Raw genomic sequence first — 16803 nt, 5'->3', positions numbered from 1 at the left:
GCAGGGTGCCGTCGAGGTCGAACAGCACGCAGCGCGGGAAGCGTCCGCGCGCCCCCGGATCCTTCCCGCTCACGATGCGTCCGGCTTCGTGGCCGAGGCGAGGTAGTTGACGTCGGTGCGCGAGGACAGCCGCGCACGGTTGGCCCAGGGCTCGTACACCAGGCCGGAGACGTCGTCGAGCTCGAGGCGCGCCTCGCGAAGCCAGGCGGCCAGCTCGGAGGGACGGATGAAGTCGCGGTACTGGTGGGTGCCGCGCGGCAGCAGGCGGGCCAGGTACTCGGCGCCCACGATCGCCAGCGCGAAGGCCGCGGGGGTGCGGTTGAGAGTGGAGACGAACAGCTTGCCCCCCGGCTTCAGGAGGGTCGCGCAGGCGGCGATGATCGCGCCGGGGTCGGGCACGTGCTCCAGCATCTCCATGCAGGTGACGAGGTCGAAGCCGCCGGGGGCCTCCTCGGCCAGGGCTTCCACCGGCTGCACGCGGTAGTCGACCTTCACGCCCGACTCCAGCGCGTGCAGGCGCGCCACCCTGACCAGGTCGGGGGCGAGGTCGATGGCGGTGACTTCGGCACCGGCGCGGGCCATGGCCTCGCTCAGCAGGCCGCCGCCGCAGCCGACGTCCAGCACCTTCGCGCCCGCCAGGGGCGCCGCGCGGCGACGTAGTCCAGCCGCACCGGGTTCAGCGCGTGCAGAGGCTTCTGCGGCCCTTCGGGATCCCACCAGCGATTGGCGAGTTCGGCGAACTTGTCGAGCTCGGACTGGCGGAAATTGGTGCCCGGGGATGGGGTGGTCATGGCGGCTGCTCGGGGAGTGTGGGAAGGCGCCGGCGTGTCAGGCGCCGGTGCGGATGCCGGCCATGCGCGTGCGCCACTGGCGGGCGTTCGCGACCAGGGCGGCCGGATCCATGTCGACCAGCTCGCGGCCGCGCAGCTTCGCCGCGCCGGCGATCCAGACGTCGGACACCTGGTGGCGGCCGGCGGCATAGACGAGCTGCGAGACCACGTGGTGCAGCGGCTGGGTCTCGAGTTCGCGGAGGTCGATGCAGGCCATGTCGGCCTGCTTGCCCGGCTCCAGCGAACCGACCAGGTGATCGAAACCGATCGCCTTCGCCCCGCCCAGGGTCGCGGCGCGCAGCGCGGTGAAGGCGTCGAAACCGGCTGCATCCTGCGCCACCGCCTTGGCCAGCAGCGCCGCGGTGCGGGTCTCGCCGACCATGTCGAGGTCGTTGTTGCTGGCGCAGCCGTCGGTGCCGATGGCGAGGTTCACCCCCGCCCGTTCCAGCGCGCAGGCCGGGCAGAAGCCCGAGGCCAGCTTGAGGTTGGATTCCGGGCAGTGGACGACGCTCACGCCGCGCTCGGCGCAGAGGTGGATCTCGGCCTCGGTCAGCTGGGTCATGTGCACCGCGATCAGGCGGTCGTTGACCAGGCCGAGGCGGTCCAGGCGCGCGATCGGCCGCTGGCCGTGCTCCTTCAGCGACTGCTCGACCTCCTGCGCGGTCTCGTGCAGGTGCAGGTGGACCGGCACGTCGAGCTGGTCGGCCAGCATGCGCACGCGCTCGAAGTTGGCGTCGTTGACCGTGTACGGCGCGTGCGGCGCGAAGGCCGTCGCGACCAGCGGATCGCCCCGCCACTGGTCGTGCACGGCGCCGGCCTTGTCGAAGTACTCGTCGTCGCCGCTGGCCCAGGCGGTCGGGAAGTCGATCACCGGCAGGCCGACGCGGGCGCGGAAGCCGTGCCGCCTGTAGACGGCGGCCTGCACGTCCGGGAAGAAGTAGTTCTCGTTGCAGCTCGTGGTGCCGCCGCGCAGCATCTCGGCGATCGCCAGGGTGACGCCGTCGGCGACGAAGTCCGGCGCCATCACCGCGGCCTCGATCGGCCAGATGTGCTGCTGCAGCCAGACCTTGAGCGGCAGGTCGTCGGCGATGCCGCGCATCAGCGTCATCGGGTTGTGGGTGTGCGCGTTGACGAAGCCCGGCAGCAGCACGCCGCCGGGCCGCGACACCACCTCGGCCGGGGCGAAGCGCGCGCGCGCCTCCGCCCGCGGCAGCAGCGCGACGATGGCGCCGTCGCGCACCGCCACGGCATGGTCGTCGAGGACCACGCCGTGCGGCTCCACCGGGACGACGTGTCCGGCCTCGACCAGCAGATCGCAGGCCTCGGGCGCGGCCCCCTCGACCGTCATCACTTCACCCGGCTGACGTACTCGCCGGAGCGGGTGTCGACCTTGATCACTTCGTCCTGGTTCACGAACAGCGGCACGCGGACCACGGCGCCGGTCTCGAGCGTGGCCGGCTTGCCGCCGCCGCCCGATGTGTCGCCGCGGACGCCGGGGTCGGTCTCGGTGATCTTGAGCTCGACGAAGTTCGGCGGCGTGACCTGGATCGGCGTGCCATTCCAGAGCGTGACCACGCAGTCCTCCTCGCCCTTGAGCCACTTCTCGGCGCCGCCCATGCCGGCCTTGTCGGCCTGGACCTGCTCGAAGCTCTCCGGATTCATGAAGTGCCAGTACTCGCCGTCGGCGTAGAGGTACTGCATGTCGGTGTCGATGACGTCGGCGGCCTCGACCGAGTCGGTCGACTTCATGGTGACTTCCTGCACGCGGCCCGACTTGATCAGGCGGTACTTCACGCGGGTGAACGCCTGCCCCTTGCCCGGCTTGACGTACTCGGTGTCGGTGATGATCGCGGGTTCCGCGTTGACGAGGATCTTCATCCCGTTCTTGACGTCGTTCATGCCATAGCTGGCCATGCGTGCTCCTGCAGGGGTTGGGCCGCCGGAGCGGCTAGAATGTCGGGGAAATGATACCCGCAGCCCCCCTTCCCATGCAGCCGCGCGGCTGGCAGCAGGCGTGGCGCGCCTCGGTGCGCGACCCCCGCGAGCTGCTGGGCCTGCTCGGGCTGGAACACGAAGCGGCCGCGGTGCCGGAGGCGGCCGTGGCCGCCTTCGCCCTGCGCGTGCCCCGAAGCTTCATCGCCCGGATGCGCCACGGCGACCGCCACGATCCCCTGCTGCGGCAGGTGCTGCCGCTCGACGAGGAACTGCGCAGCGTCCCCGGCTTCGGCCTGGACGCGGTCGGCGACGCCGCCGCGAAGGCCGGTCGCGGCGTGATCCACAAGTACGAAGGCCGCGCCCTGCTGGTGGCCACCGGCAGCTGCGCGGTGAACTGCCGCTACTGCTTCCGTCGCCACTTCCCCTATGCCGAGGAGACCGCGGCGGCGGGTGGCTGGACCGGCGCCGTGGCCGCGATCGCCGCGGATCCCACGATCACCGAGGTGATCCTGTCCGGCGGCGATCCGCTGTCGCTGGCCACCCGCAAGCTGGCCGAACTCACCGGCCTGCTGCGCGACGTGCCCCATGTGCGTCGCCTGCGCATCCACAGCCGGCTGCCGGTGGTGCTGCCCGAGCGCGTCGACGACGAGCTGCTGGCCTGGCTGGGCGACCTGCCCTGGCCGGTGGCGGTGGTCGTCCATGCCAACCACGCCAATGAATTCGACGCCGCCGTCGACGCCGCGATGGCCGCGCTGCGCGGCACCGGCGCCAGCCTGCTCAACCAGGCGGTGCTGCTTGCCGGGGTCAACGACTCGGTCGATGCGCTGGCGGACCTCTGCGAGCGCGGCTTCGCGGCCGGCGTGCTGCCCTACTACCTGCACCAGCTCGACCGCGTCGCCGGCACGGCGCATTTCGAGGTCGGGGACGATCGCGCCCGCGCCCTGCACGCCGCGCTGGTAGCGCGCCTGCCCGGCTACCTGGTGCCGCGGCTGGTGCGCGAGGTCCCCGGCGACGCGTCCAAGCGCGCGCTGTGATGGCCGTCGCGGCCGCAGCCCCGCATCCTGCCGAAAGGGCCTGCGTCGTGGACTCCATGCGCCGGGGCATGGCATAACGCCGCTTCCACGGAGAGACCCATGTCGAAAAGCCAGGAAGCCGCCCTGCGGCTGATGATCGTCGACGACAGCGCCGAAGCGGCCGAAGTCATCGTCAGCACGCTGCGCAATGCCGGCATCGCCGTGCGGCCCTTGCGTCCGGCCTCGGCCGAGGAGTTCGCGGGCATGGTCGGGGCCCAGCCGGTGGACGTGGTCGTGGCCCAGCAGGATTCGGCGACCGTCCCTCTGGCGACCGTGATGCAGCAGGTGGCGGCCACCGGCAAGGACATCCCTGTGGTGGCCGTCGCCGACGCCATCGACCAGGACGTCCATATCCGCGCCATGACCGCCGGCGCGCGCGCGCTGGCGCTCCGGGAGCCGGCGTCGCTGCTGCTGACCGCGATCCGCGACGCCTGGGCCGACCTCGAGGCCCGGCGTGCCCGGCGGCGCCTGGAGGCGCGCCTGCGCGAGACCGAGCGCCGCTGCGACGCCCTGATCGACTCCTCGCGCGACCCCATCGCCTACGTCCACGAAGGCATGCACATCCGTGCCAACCAGGCCTACCTCGAGATGTTCGGCTACGACGACTTCGAGGACATCGAAGGCATGTCGCTGCTGGACATGGTGGCGCCACAGCACGTGGAGGAGTTCCGGCAGCTGCTGAAGTCGCTGGCCCAGGGCGAAGCGCCGCCACCGCGCCACGAGCTGCAGGCACGCGACGTCGAGGGCAACGTGTTCCCGGCCGCGATGGAATTCATCCAGGCCCAGTACGAGGGCGAGCCCTGCGTGCAGGTGGTGATCCGCCGCCAGGAGCTCGACCCCGAGCTCGCGCACGAGATCGAGGAGCTGCGCCAGCGCGACCAGGTCACCGGCCTCTACAACCGCCCGACCTTCCTGCGCGCGCTCGAGGACGCGGTGGACGAAGCGGCGCACCGCAGCGCCCAGCACGGTCTGCTGCTGCTCGAGCCCGACCACTACCAGCACCTGCTGGCCGACATCGGCCTGGATTCCGCCGACGACCTCCTGGCCGCGACCGCGGCGCGCCTGCAAGCCGCGGCCGGCGGCGGGGACGCGGTCGCCGCCCGCTTCGGAGAACACACCCTGGCCCTGATGGTGCGCAACAGCGACCACGCCGGCACCGAGGCCGTGGCCGACCGCGTGCTCAAGGCGTTCTCGGAGGAGCTCTTCGAGATCGGCTCGCGCTCCAGCGTGATCACCGCCAGCATCGGCGCGGTGCAGATCGGCGAGAAGATCGCCAGCGTCAGCCAGGTCCTGGCCAAGGCCGCCGAGGCCATGGCCTCGGCCAGCGCCACCGGCGGCAACCGATTCGAGCTGTTCGACCCCAGCGCCGTCGACCGCGCCGAAGAGGAGCACATCCAGGCCTGGGTCTCGCGCCTGCGCGACGCGCTCGACCACGAGGGCTTCGTGCTCCACTACCAGCCGGTGATCAGCCTGCAGGGGGACACCGGCGCCGTGTACGAGACCTTCCTGCGCCTCAAGGGCGCCGACGGCGAACTGATCAAACCGCTGAGCTTCCTGCAGATCGCCGAAGAGCACGGCCTGCTGTGGGAGATCGACCGCTACGTCGTGGGCCGCGCGATCGCCGTGATCGGCGAGCGCATCCGCGCCGGCCGGCCCACCACGCTGCTGGTCAAGGTCAGCCAGGCCTCGCTGGCCGACGACAGCCTGCCGCGCTACATCGGCGACCAGCTGCTCGAGCACGGTGTGCCCGGCGAGTACCTGGTGCTGGAGCTGGCCGAGGCCAAGGTGTTCACCCACCTCAAGGCGGCGCAGGCGTTCACGGCCGCGACCGCACGCGTGGACTGCCGCATCGCGCTGGAGAATTTCGGCGCCGGCCTGGATTCCTTCCAGCTGCTGGCGCACCTGAAGCCGAACATGCTCAAGATCGACCCCGGCTTCATCGAGGACCTGCCGGCCAACGGCGAAAGCCAGCAGCGCGTGCGCGAGATCGCCGGCAAGGCGAGGGAACTGGGCATCCAGACCATGGCCGACTTCGTGTCCGACGCCGCCACCATGTCGGTGCTGTTCGGCACCGGCGTGGACTACGTGTCCGGGCACTTCCTGGCCCCCTCGGGCCCGGACATGAGCTACGACTTCGAGTGAGCGCCGGCCCGGCGTCGCGCTAGCGGCGCCAGGGCCGGACGACGGCTCAGGCCAGCAGACCCTGGCGCAGCGCCGCCTCGCCGTCCACGCTGCCCGCCTCCAGGGCCTGGATGCGCTCCTCCAGCGGCGGATGGCTCAGCAGCAGGCGGCGCAGGCCGTGGCCGATCGCGCCGCTGATGCCGAAGGCCGCGACCTGCTTGGGCAGCGTGTTCTGGCCCTGGTTCAGCGACAGACGCCTGAGCGCGGCGACCATCTTCTGCCGGCCCGCCAGCGCGGCGCCGCCGGCGTCCGCGCGGAACTCGCGATGGCGCGAGAACCACATCGCGATCATGCTCGCGAACAGCCCGAAGACCATCTCCAGCACGAACACGATCGCGTAGTAGGCCAGCCCGCCGCCGCCCTCGCGGTCACCGCTGAGGAAGCCGTCCACCACCCGCCCGACCAGGCGCGCGAGCACGATCACGAAGGTGTTGAGTACGCCCTGCAGCAGGGCCATGGTGACCATGTCGCCGTTGGCCACGTGGCTGACCTCGTGCGCGAGCACCGCTTCGGCCTCGTCGTGGTCCATGGAGCGCAGCAGCCCGGTGGACACCGCCACCAGGGCGTTGTTGCGGTTGGCGCCGGTGGCGAAGGCGTTGATCTCGGGCGCGTCGTAGATGGCGACCTCGGGCATGCCGATGCCGGCCGCCTGCGCCTGTCGCGCCACGGTGTCGACCAGCCAGCGCTCGACGTCGCTGCGGGGCTGCTCGATCACATGCAGGCCGGCGGCGCGCTTGGCGACCCACTTCGAGGACAGCAGCGAGATCATCGAGCCGCCGAAGCCGAACAGCGCGGCCATCACCAGCAGTCCCGACATCGACTGGGCGTTGATGCCGAACAGCGACATGACGATGCTGAGCAGGGCCAGCACCGCCATGTTGGTGGCGAGGAAGAGGACGACGCGCTTGAGCATTGGGAAGGTTCCTGGAAGTTCGTTGTGCAATGCGTGGGACACGCTGCAAAGTGTGTCCGGCGGACATTGAATTCAAGGTGACGACAGCATGTCCATGACCAGCGTCCGCGGCCGCTTCGCGCCCTCGCCGACCGGTCCCCTGCACTTCGGTTCGCTGCTGGCCGCCTTCGGCAGCTGGCTGGCCGCACGCAGCGCCGGCGGCGAATGGCTGGTCCGGATCGAGGACGTCGACCGCGGTCGCGAGGTCCCCGGCGCGGCGGAGTCCCAGCTGCGCACCCTGGCGGCCTTCGGCCTGGACCACGACGGACCGGTCGAATACCAGTCGCACCGCGGCCACCTGTACGCAGCGGCGCTCGGGCGGCTGCTCGACGCCGGGCTCGCCTTCGAATGCCACTGCAGCCGCGCCGACGTGGCCGGAGCGGGCGGCATCCACCGCAGCTGCCGGAGGGGCGCCCATCGGCGCGACCCCGCGATGCGCCTGCGCGTGGCCGACGGCAGCCGCGTGGCCTTCGACGACGCCGTGCATGGTCGAGTGATCCAGGACGTCGACCGGGCGGCAGGCGACTTCGTGCTGCTCCGCACCGATGGCTGTTGGGCCTACCAGCTCGCCGTGGTGGTGGACGACGCCGACCAGGGCATCACCGACGTGGTGCGCGGCGCCGACCTGCTCGACTCCACTCCGCGACAGATCCTGCTGCAGCGCGCGCTCGGCCTGCCCCGGCCGCGCTACCTGCACCTGCCGCTGGTGCTCGACGACGACGGCCGCAAACTGTCGAAGTCGCGCGCCTCGCTGCCGGTCGACGACGCGGATCCGCTGCCGGCGCTGCGCGCCGCGTGGCACGCGCTCGGCCAGGACCCGCGGCGGCTTCCCGCAAAGGTCTCGCTTCCGGCCACGCTCGAGGCCGCGGTGCGTGCCTTCGATGCCTCGCGCATCCCGCGCGGTCCGATAGCGGCCACCGCAGTGCACAATGCCGCCGCAATACGGCATGCATAGAATCGAACCCGGGCGGACGCAAGCCGCGTCCGGGCAGCGGGAGCGATGACATGACGTCGAGGGTTGCGTTGGTGACGGGCGGGACCGGCGGCATCGGAACCGCGATCTGCAAGCGCCTGGCCAGGGCCGGCCACAGGGTGGCGACCAATTACCGCAACGAGGAAAAGGCCCGCGCCTGGGAGCAGGCCGCGCGCGCCGAAGGCTTCGACTTCACCATCGTCCCGGGCGACGTGTCCAAGCCGGAAGAGGCCGCGGCCATGGTGCGCCGGGTCGAGGAAGCGCTCGGACCGGTCGAGATCCTGGTCAACAACGCCGGCATCACCCGCGACTCCACCTTCCACAAGATGACGCCGGAGCAGTGGAACGACGTCATCGCCACCAACCTCAACTCCTGCTTCAACGTCACCCGCCCGGTGATCGAAGGCATGCGCGAGCGCAAGTGGGGGCGCATCGTCCAGATCAGCTCCATCAACGGCCAGAAGGGCCAGTACGGCCAGGCCAACTACGCCGCCGCCAAGGCCGGCATGCACGGCTTCACCATCTCGCTGGCCCAGGAGAACGCGAAGCTCGGCATCACCGTCAACACCGTCTCTCCCGGCTACATCGGGACCGACATGGTGATGGCGGTCCCGGAGGCGGTGCGCGAGAAGATCGTGGCCCAGATCCCGACCGGACGCCTGGGCGAACCCGACGAGATCGCCTACGCCGTGTCCTTCTTCGTGGCCGAGGAAGCGGCCTGGATCACCGGTGCCAACCTGGCGGCGAACGGCGGACAGTACATGGGCTGGTAGCCCTGCGCGGGGCGCCGCGGTCCGGTTGCAAGCACTGTTGCGCTGCGTCATGCTGCCGTGGGTCACGTAGACACGGGCACCGCAGCATGGCCACGCGCGTCATCAAGAAGTATCCGAACCGCCGCCTGTACGACACCGAGATCTCGAGCTACATCACCATCGAGGACGTACGCCAGCTGATCGTGGACGGCGAGGACTTCGAGGTCCGCGACGCCAAGAGCGGCGAGGACCTCACCCGCCAGGTGCTGCTGCAGATCATCGCGGAGCAGGAGCAGGACGGCCAGCCGATCCTCTCGACCGAACTCCTGAGCCAGATCATCCGCTTTTACGGCGATTCTCTGCAGGGCTTCATGGGCAGCTACCTCGAGCGCTCGATGCGGAGCTTCCTCGACCAGCAGCAGCAGTTCCGGCAGCAGATGGGCAGCATGCTCGGCCAGACGCCGTGGTCGATGATGAACCAGATCACCGAGCGCAACATGGCGATGTGGGAGGAGTTCCAGCGCAACATGGCCTCGGCCGCCGCCCCCCAGAAGCCCCGCGAGCCCGCCGGCACCCGGCGCAAGCCCGCGTAGGAGCAGCTACAGCTGCGACCCGGCGCCGCGTGGTCGCAGCTGTAGCTGCTTGTGTCTTCGCTTTGGCCTAGCGTGCAGGTGAGAGCGGAGTGCGGGACGCCGACAAGCTGGGGTGCCCTGAAGCACGTGTAGGAGCCAGGGCGCCCGCACTCCACGCTCTTGCCAGAGCCCGAACAGTTGAACGAGTCAGCAGCTCGCACTGCACAAGCATGGGCCGGCAAGAGTGCTCTCCCGTCCAGTCTAGGAGAGAAGCAGATGTCTGTGTTCGTGGGGATCGACGTGGCCAAGGCCACGCTGGCGGTGGCGCTGCGGCCCAACGGAGAGGTGTTCGAGGTGGCCAACAGCTCGGCCGGGCACCGGTCGCTGGCGCAGCGGCTGCGGAAGCTGCCGGTGGAACGGGTGCTGCTGGAGGCGACCGGCGGCTACGAGCGGGCGGTGATGGCTGCCCTGCAGGATGAATGGCCGGTGGTGCGCGTGCCACCGCACCGGGCGCGCTCGTTTGCCACTGCGATGGGCCGGACCGCCAAGACCGACCCGATCGACGCGGCCATGCTGGCCCATATGGCGGAGGTGACCGAAATGCCGCCGGCCGCTGCGGAAACGCCGCAACAGCAGCGGCTGCAGGCGTTGGTGCAACGCCGTGCGCAGGTGGTGCAGCAACGCGACGACGATCGGCGTCGGCTGCAGCAGGTACAGGGCCAGCCGCTGGTGGTGGCCAGCCTGAAGCGCCTGCTGCGCGCGCAGCAGGCGGAGATCGCGCTGCTGGACAAGGCCATCACCCAAGCCGTGGCTGACGCCGACAGCGAGCGTTCCGCCCAACTGCGGGCCGTACCCGGGATCGGCCCGGTGACCGCCGCCACCCTGATCGCCTTCCTGCCCGAGCTGGGGCAGATCGAACGCCGGCAGATCGCCGCCCTGGTCGGCGTTGCTCCCTACAACGCCGACAGCGGCGGCAAGCGCGGCTTGCGGCGCATCCAGGGCGGCCGTGCCGGAATCCGGCGCGTGCTGTACATGGCCACATGGAGCGCCATCCGCGCCCAGCCCGCCCTGAAGCGACGCTATGAGGCTCTAAGGAGCCGCGGCAAATGCGCCAAGGTGGCCCTGGTTGCCTGCATGCGCGCCTTCCTCGGGCAGATCAACGCCATGCTCAGGGATGGCAAACCCTGGCAGCCAGCCTCGGTCTGAAAAAAGACAGTTGCTCCTACAGGGGCGTGGCGGGGGCGTCGGCGCAGAACTTCCGCCGGTACTCCATCGCCTTGGGCATCAGGGACTGCAGGTTCTGGATGCGCGTCCCCGGATTCGGATGCGTCGAAGCGAACTCCGGCTGCGGCTGCCCCCCGCCCGCCTCGCTCATGCGCTGCCAGAGCGGTACCGACTCCCGCGGGTCGTAGCACGCCGCGGCAGCCAGCATCAGGCCGACGTGATCGGCCTCGGTCTCATGCTTGCGCGCATACGGGAGCAGATAGCCGTAGCCCAGCGCCGCCATCACCATCTGCTGCTGCTGCGGATCCATGCCGCTCATCGCGCCCGCCATCTGCCCCACCTGCGACAGCTTCTGCTGGGCCATGCGCTGGGCGCCATGGCGCAGCAGCGCATGCGCGATCTCGTGGCCCATCACCACCGCCATCGCATCCACGTTCTGCGCCACCGGCACCAGGCCGGTATAGACCGCCATCTTGCCGCCGGGCAGGCAGAAGGCGTTGGCCTGGTCGGACTGGATCACCTGGACGTCCCACTCGAAGGTCGACGAGAACCCGGTCGGCTGCTGCCCGTTCTCCGCCGCGAGCGCGGCCTCGACCTCGGGCACCTTCGCGATCAGCCTGGACGCGATGTCGCGCACTTCGCGCGCGATGGGCAGGTCGGGATCGACCGGCCGCTCCTGCGACAGGATCTCCTCGTAGGCCTGCAGGCCCAGCGCCTTCTCGTCCTCGACCGACAGCGAACGGTCGATCAGCACCTTCTCGCCGGTCACCGGATCCAGCGTCCGGTTGGAGAACCAGTAGTACGCGCCGTAGCCGAGGAAGGCGAGGAGGATCAGGATCCTGGGGTTGAAGCCGCGGCGCGGCGCCGCCCCCTGTCGCTGCCGCTGCCGCCCGAAGGGATCCCGTCGCATGGCACGCTCCTGCCCGTTCAGATGTCGCGCGCGACCCTGAAGCCGACGCGCGCGTTGGTGTTGTCCACCGGCGACGGCGCCCGCCATGAGCTGCGCGTCTGCGCCGGCGAGCTGGCCCAGGCACCGCCGCGCACCACCTGCATGCGGCAGCCCGGGTTGACCCAGGCTGCGCCCGACGCCGGTGCGCGCCGGTAGCTGTCATGCCAGCAGTCGGCGACCCATTCGCTGACGTTGCCTTCAAGGTCGTGCAGTCCGAATGCATTCGGCGTGAAGCTGCCGACCGGGGCCGGACCCCAGTGGCCGTCGTCGTAGTCCTCGAAGGCGTTGCTCCAGCCACGGCCGCCCGGTGACCTGTCCTTGTCCCCGGTCAGGTTGCCCACGCCCTCGGGCGGCGGCCCGTCGCCCCAGGGATAGCGACCGGTGCCGCCGGCGCGCAGCGCGTATTCGAACTCGGCCTCGCTCGGCAGCCGGTAGCGCTCTCCGCTCACCTCGGCCAGCCAGTCGACATAGGCCTGGGCGTCGCGCGCGCTGACGTGGAGCACGGGCAGGTCGTCAGCCGCCCGCGCGCCCGCGAAGTCCATGCGCCAGTCCACGCGGCTGCGGCGCACGAAGTTGCCGCTGCGCTCGTCGTAGGCCATGGAGAAGCCGCGGCGCTCGGCACGGGTGCGGTAGCCGGTGGCATCCACGAAACGGCGGAACTCGCCCACGGTGATCTCGGTGAGCGACAGGGCGAAGCCACGGTCGAAGCGCAGGTTGCGCCGCGGGCGCTCGCTGTCCTCGGCGTCGCGGTCGGCGTCGGCCGCGCCCATGCTGAAGCCGCCGTGCGGCACCACCACCATCTGCGGCCCGCGGCCGCCGCCGGCGCGGTCGGTGAAACGCTGCCCCGGGCGGAAGTTGCCGTAGTGCACCGCCAGATCGATGCGTTCCCGCAGTTCGGCGACGGCGGCGTTTCCCGGCTCTGCCAGCACCAGCATCCGTGCAAGCAGCGCGCGCGCGTCCTCGATGCCGCCGGCCCGCGGCAGCGCGGCGATGCCCTCGTCGCGCAGGCGCAGGATCCAGGCCCGGCGGCGGGTGTCGAGGCGGGTCCGGGCGTCGGCCACGGCGCCAGCGCCGCCGCGTACGGCTTCGGCATGGTCGAGCCATTCGGCGGCGCCATCGAAATCGCCCGCGGAGGCGGCGTCCTCGGCACGGCGGATCATCGCGCTCTCCACCGCGGCGCGCAGCTGCAGCGCGCGCGGCTGGTCCTCGTCGAGCGCCAGCGCCTCGCGCACCCGCGCCAGCGCGCCATCGCCGGATTCGCCCAGCCTGCCCGCGCGGAGTTCGCGTTCGGCGGCCTGGTTGATCTCGGCGAGGTGCTCGGCGCGGTCGACGTCGGCGAGGTAGTCGCGCACCCGCTGCTCCGCGGGGCGCAGGCTGCGCGCCACCGCGGCCACCATCCGGGCACGGTGCAGGGCATCGTCGTCGTCGCCGGCGCGGCCCAGCGCGGCGGCGCCCTGCGCCAGCAGGGCCGACAGCGAGCGCTCGAGCCCTTCGGCGGCCGGCTTGCTGCCCGGATCGCGCTCCAGCACGGCCAGGTACAGCGGGATCGCCGAATCCGCGCTGGCCTCGAGATCGCCGGCCTCGAGCGCCTCGCCGGCGCGATCCAGCGCGGCGACCAGCGCTTCGTCGCCTTCCGCCAGTGCGACCCGCGGTGCCCGCCAGGTGAGGCTGCCGGCCAGGCGGTCGTCGCCGCTGATGGTCACGCTGCCGTCGACCTGGCGCGCTGCGTCGGCAGCCGGCTCCACCGCCGGGGCCTCCGCCTGCTCGCGGCCGCAGCCGGCGGCCACCAGGAGCGCGAAGGCGACAGTCATGCCCGTGCGGAATGGCCTGGCGGCGGGTCCTGGGGTTGTCCTGAGGGCGATCACGGGCGCCAGATTACGGCAAGCGGCCGCGGCCGGGCAGCGGTGCCGGGACATCGCCGCGATTGCCGCCGCCGCGTCGCGGCCGGTACGCTGGCGCCGATGGAACACGATTTCACCTGGGTCGCCGACCCCGCCGCGCTCCTTTCGCGCTTCGAGAACCGCCCCGCGCGCATCGGCCTGGACACCGAATTCATTCGCGAACGCACCTGGTGGCCGCATCTGGCACTGGCGCAGATGGCCGTGCACGACGAGATCCTGCTGGTCGACACCCAGGCGCCGGGCATGACCGGCGCCCTGCGCGGCGTGCTGCTCGATCCCGGCATCACCAAGGTGATGCACAGCGCCGGCGAGGACCTGATCGCCCTGCTCCACGCCTGCGATGCGGTGCCCGCGCCGCTGTTCGACACCCAGGTGGCGGCGGCGATCGCCGGGCTCGCCTCCGGTGCCGGCTACCAGCGCCTGGTGGCCGACATCGCCGACGTCAGCCTGGGCAAGGGCGAGACCCGTTCGGACTGGTCGCGCCGCCCGCTGTCGCAGGCCCAGCTGGCCTACGCCGCCGACGACGTGCGCCACCTGTTCGAGCTCCACGACCACCTGGAGTCGAGGCTCGAGGCCCTGGGCCGCCTGGACTGGCTGCGCGAGGACTGCGCGCGCATGGTCGCCGCCGCCCGCGACACCAGCCTGGAGCGCTGGCCGCACCTGCCCATCCGCGCCGCCCAGTACTTCGACCGGGCGGGCCAGCTGCGCCTGCTGCGCCTGCTGCGCTGGCGCGACGCCTGGGCCCGCGACCACGATCGCCCGCGCAGCTGGATCCTGGACAACGATCTGGCCGCCACCATCGCCCGCACCCCGCCCGCCGACCCGGCGGCGCTGAAGGTCCTGCTCGAGCGCCACCCCAAGGCGCCGCGCAAGCTCGCGGGCGAACTCTGGCAGGCGCTGTCCACGCCCCTGCCCGACGAGGACGACGCGCCGCCCGTGCGCACCGATGAACGCGACAAGCGCGCCCTGCGCCGCCTGCAGGATGCCGTGGCCGGCGTCAGCGCCGGGCTCGGCCTGCCCGACGGCGTGCTGGCCTCGCGCAGGAAGCTCGAGGCGCTGCTGGACGACCGCGACTGGTCCGCGTTCGGCGGCTGGCGTCGCCGGCAGCTGGAACCCGTGCTCGCGCCGCTGCTCGCGGAGGCCCCGGAGGAATTGCCGAGCGGCGAAGAGGGCGTATAGAATTGCCGTCCCTGTGGGGCCATAGCTCAGCTGGGAGAGCGCGTCGTTCGCAATGACGAGGTCGGGAGTTCGATCCTCCCTGGCTCCACCACAGACAGAGACACGCGAAGGGCTGGACGGCGCACCGCTCCAGCCCTTCGTCGTTTTTCCCGCCGCCGGGCCGGCTCCGCGCGGGCTTGAAGCCGCTTCGTTGTGGTCCGCGCAGCCCGTCCCGCGCTCAGGAGCGGCTCCGTTGGGGTCCGCGCAGCCCGTCCCGCGCACAGGGGGTGTGCTCCCCCGGCAGTCTCCGCGTCCTGCTCCCATTGCCGGCCGCCGGCCATCCATGGATGGCTGGCGGCGGGATGTGGGAGCAGGACGCGCAGACATCCGGCTGGGCATCCGCCTGCGTCCGCGGCGGACGGCGCGTACCCACACCCGACTCGGCACCCCCCTCTGCGTCCGCGGCGGGCGGCCGGACTCCACTCCCCGCTTTTGCCCGCTTCCGGCGCGCGTGCCAGAATTGCGCCCCGCTGCCCCCGTAGCTCAGCTGGATAGAGCGTCCCCCTCCTAAGGGGAAGGTCGTGCGTTCGAATCGCGCCGGGGGCGCCACATCCGCCTGCAGGAGCGGCCCATGGCCGCGACCGGACGCCGGGACGGGCCGGGTTGCGGCCAAGGGCCGCTCCTGCACGAACTTCACGACCTGCGCGCCCGCCGCGCATCGCCGCCACCAGGAGTCACACCCATGCCCCACCCCGTCCTCACCGCCCTCGGCCTGTCCGGCACGGAATCCGGCACCTATCTCGGCAACGGCGAGTGGTCGAAGACCCGCGACGCCGGCGTGCTCGAACCCGTGAACCCGACCGACGGCGACGTGCTGGCGCAGGTGCATGCGGCCTCCGAAGCCGATTACGAACGCATCGTCGAGCGCGCCCGGGCCGCGTTCAGGACCTGGCGCACGACGCCGGCGCCGCTGCGCGGCGAGGCCATCCGCCTCTGCGCCAATGCGCTGCGCGCCAACAAGGACGCGCTCGGCTCGCTGGTCGCGCTGGAGATGGGCAAGTCCAAGCCGGAAGGCGACGGCGAGGTCCAGGAGATGATCGACATCGGCGACTTCGCCGTCGGCCTCTCGCGCCAGCTCTACGGCCTGACCATGCATTCCGAGCGCCCGGGCCACCGCATGTACGAGCAGTGGCACCCGCTGGGCATCGTGGGGATCATCTCGGCGTTCAACTTCCCGGTCGCGGTCTGGGCCTGGAATTCGTTCATCGCCGCCGTCTGCGGCGACATCTCGATCTGGAAGCCCTCGGGCAAGACCCCGCTGTCGGCGATCGCTTCGATGCGCATCTGCAACGAGGCCCTGCGCGATGGCGGCTACCCCGACCTCTTCTTCGTGTTCAACGACACCGACAATTCGCTGGCCGAGCGCATGGTCGACGACAAGCGGGTCGCGATGATCAGCTTCACCGGTTCGACGAAGGTCGGCCGCCAGGTCGGCGAGCGCGTCGCCCGCCGCATGGGCCGCTCGCTGCTCGAGCTTGGCGGCAACAACGCCATGATCGTCGACGAGACCGCGGACCTGAAGCTCGCGATCCCGGCGATCGTGTTCGGCGCCGTCGGCACCGCCGGCCAGCGCTGCACCACCACCCGCCGCGTCTTCATCCACGAGTCGATCTACGAAGACGTGCTCGCCAAGCTGAAGACCGCCTACGGCCAGGTGGAGAAGAAGATCGGCGACCCGACCGACCCGGGCAACCTGATGGGTCCGCTCAACAGCCAGTCGGCGGTGGACGCCTACCTGGCGGCGATCGAGAAGGCCAAGGCATCCGGTGGCACCGTCGAGACCGGCGGCCGTGCGCTGACCGACCGCAAGGGCTTCTTCGTGCTGCCGACCATCATCACCGGCCTGTCCAACGACGCCGAGGTGGTGCAGACCGAGACCTTCGCGCCGATCCTCTACGTGATGAAGTACTCGGAGCTCGAGGACGCGATCGCGATGCAGAACGACGTGCCGCAGGGCCTGTCGTCGGCGATCTTCACCAACAGCGTCAAGGCCTCGGAGAAGTTCCTGTCCGCGGCCGGCTCCGACTGCGGGATCGCCAACGTCAACATCGGCACCTCGGGCGCCGAGATCGGCGGCGCCTTCGGCGGCGAGAAGGAGACCGGCGGCGGCCGGGAATCCGGCTCGGACGCGTGGAGGGCCTATATGCGCCGCCAGACCAACACCATCAACTGGTCCGATGCGCTGCCGCTGGCCCAGGGCATCAAGTTCGACCTCTGAGGCCTCCATGTACGGGTTGGCGCGC

Annotated in this window: 14 protein-coding genes and 2 tRNA genes; 10 read left to right on the top strand and 6 right to left on the bottom strand. The window is 71.2% G+C overall.

Annotated features, from left to right (window positions below):
* Nucleotides 1–69: 69 nt before the first annotated feature.
* The 3 genes from ubiG to efp all read right to left on the bottom strand — a co-directional run bounded on the left by ubiG (nucleotide 70) and on the right by efp (nucleotide 2744).
* Nucleotides 70–717, bottom strand: coding sequence for a bifunctional 2-polyprenyl-6-hydroxyphenol methylase/3-demethylubiquinol 3-O-methyltransferase UbiG (gene ubiG, locus FPZ22_RS11830; protein ID WP_246120718.1), 648 nt, complete (start codon nucleotides 715–717; stop codon nucleotides 70–72).
* Nucleotides 718–828: 111 nt separating this feature from the next.
* On the bottom strand, nucleotides 829–2178 hold the full coding sequence (locus tag FPZ22_RS11825) for a TRZ/ATZ family hydrolase (protein WP_144893207.1): 1350 nt from the start codon (nucleotides 2176–2178) through the stop codon (nucleotides 829–831).
* Complete coding sequence (gene efp, locus FPZ22_RS11820) at nucleotides 2178–2744, bottom strand: elongation factor P (RefSeq protein WP_144893205.1); 567 nt, start codon at nucleotides 2742–2744, stop codon at nucleotides 2178–2180. Before efp ends, FPZ22_RS11825 begins: the two co-directional genes overlap by 1 nt.
* A gap of 50 nt (nucleotides 2745–2794) precedes the next feature.
* Between efp and epmB the strand changes: the two genes are divergently transcribed.
* Both epmB and FPZ22_RS11810 read left to right on the top strand, forming a co-directional pair.
* Complete coding sequence (gene epmB, locus FPZ22_RS11815) at nucleotides 2795–3799, top strand: EF-P beta-lysylation protein EpmB (protein WP_144893203.1); 1005 nt, start codon at nucleotides 2795–2797, stop codon at nucleotides 3797–3799.
* Between the two features lie 99 nt (nucleotides 3800–3898).
* The gene (locus FPZ22_RS11810) at nucleotides 3899–5980 is read left to right on the top strand and encodes an EAL domain-containing response regulator (protein ID WP_144893201.1); all 2082 of its coding nucleotides are present in this window, start codon (nucleotides 3899–3901) and stop codon (nucleotides 5978–5980) included.
* 46 nt (nucleotides 5981–6026) lie between these two features.
* On the opposite strand, the gene htpX is transcribed toward FPZ22_RS11810, so the two are convergent.
* The gene (gene htpX, locus FPZ22_RS11805) at nucleotides 6027–6932 is read right to left on the bottom strand and encodes a protease HtpX (protein ID WP_144893199.1); all 906 of its coding nucleotides are present in this window, start codon (nucleotides 6930–6932) and stop codon (nucleotides 6027–6029) included.
* Between the two features lie 88 nt (nucleotides 6933–7020).
* Here htpX and gluQRS point away from each other — a divergent pair, with 88 nt between their 5' ends.
* The 4 genes from gluQRS to FPZ22_RS11785 all read left to right on the top strand — a co-directional run bounded on the left by gluQRS (nucleotide 7021) and on the right by FPZ22_RS11785 (nucleotide 10474).
* Nucleotides 7021–7926 carry a tRNA glutamyl-Q(34) synthetase GluQRS gene (gluQRS, locus tag FPZ22_RS11800; protein ID WP_144893197.1) on the top strand — a complete coding sequence of 302 codons (906 nt, stop codon included), beginning with the start codon at nucleotides 7021–7023 and terminating at the stop codon, nucleotides 7924–7926.
* A gap of 50 nt (nucleotides 7927–7976) precedes the next feature.
* Nucleotides 7977–8717: a beta-ketoacyl-ACP reductase gene (gene phbB / locus FPZ22_RS11795; RefSeq protein WP_144893195.1), complete on the top strand. Its 741-nt coding sequence runs from the start codon at nucleotides 7977–7979 to the stop codon at nucleotides 8715–8717.
* A gap of 86 nt (nucleotides 8718–8803) precedes the next feature.
* Nucleotides 8804–9289: a polyhydroxyalkanoate synthesis repressor PhaR gene (phaR, locus tag FPZ22_RS11790; RefSeq protein ID WP_144893193.1), complete on the top strand. Its 486-nt coding sequence runs from the start codon at nucleotides 8804–8806 to the stop codon at nucleotides 9287–9289.
* A gap of 255 nt (nucleotides 9290–9544) precedes the next feature.
* Nucleotides 9545–10474 (top strand): IS110 family RNA-guided transposase, encoded by a 930-nt coding sequence (locus FPZ22_RS11785; protein ID WP_144890969.1) that lies wholly within the window; start codon nucleotides 9545–9547, stop codon nucleotides 10472–10474.
* Nucleotides 10475–10490: 16 nt separating this feature from the next.
* Here FPZ22_RS11785 and FPZ22_RS11780 read toward each other — a convergent pair whose 3' ends face one another.
* Complete coding sequence (locus FPZ22_RS11780; protein ID WP_144893191.1) at nucleotides 10491–11402, bottom strand: M48 family metallopeptidase; 912 nt, start codon at nucleotides 11400–11402, stop codon at nucleotides 10491–10493.
* Nucleotides 11403–11419: 17 nt separating this feature from the next.
* A complete protein-coding gene (locus FPZ22_RS11775; RefSeq protein ID WP_246120703.1) occupies nucleotides 11420–13252 on the bottom strand; it encodes a formylglycine-generating enzyme family protein in 1833 nt (610 codons plus the stop codon).
* Between the two features lie 150 nt (nucleotides 13253–13402).
* On the opposite strand from FPZ22_RS11775, the gene rnd reads away from it, so the two are divergent.
* The 4 genes from rnd to amaB all read left to right on the top strand — a co-directional run bounded on the left by rnd (nucleotide 13403) and on the right by amaB (nucleotide 16778).
* The gene (gene rnd / locus FPZ22_RS11770; protein ID WP_144893187.1) at nucleotides 13403–14521 is read left to right on the top strand and encodes a ribonuclease D; all 1119 of its coding nucleotides are present in this window, start codon (nucleotides 13403–13405) and stop codon (nucleotides 14519–14521) included.
* A gap of 15 nt (nucleotides 14522–14536) precedes the next feature.
* Nucleotides 14537–14612, top strand: a tRNA-Ala gene (locus tag FPZ22_RS11765).
* A gap of 420 nt (nucleotides 14613–15032) precedes the next feature.
* Nucleotides 15033–15109 (top strand) — tRNA-Arg (locus FPZ22_RS11760).
* Nucleotides 15110–15242: 133 nt separating this feature from the next.
* A complete protein-coding gene (amaB, locus tag FPZ22_RS11755) occupies nucleotides 15243–16778 on the top strand; it encodes an L-piperidine-6-carboxylate dehydrogenase (RefSeq protein ID WP_144893185.1) in 1536 nt (511 codons plus the stop codon).
* Nucleotides 16779–16803: the final 25 nt, after the last annotated feature.

This window comes from Luteimonas granuli (assembly GCF_007795095.1).
Taxonomy (GTDB): Bacteria; Pseudomonadota; Gammaproteobacteria; order Xanthomonadales; family Xanthomonadaceae; genus Luteimonas; species Luteimonas granuli.
This window is presented reverse-complemented; position numbering and strand designations above follow the sequence as displayed.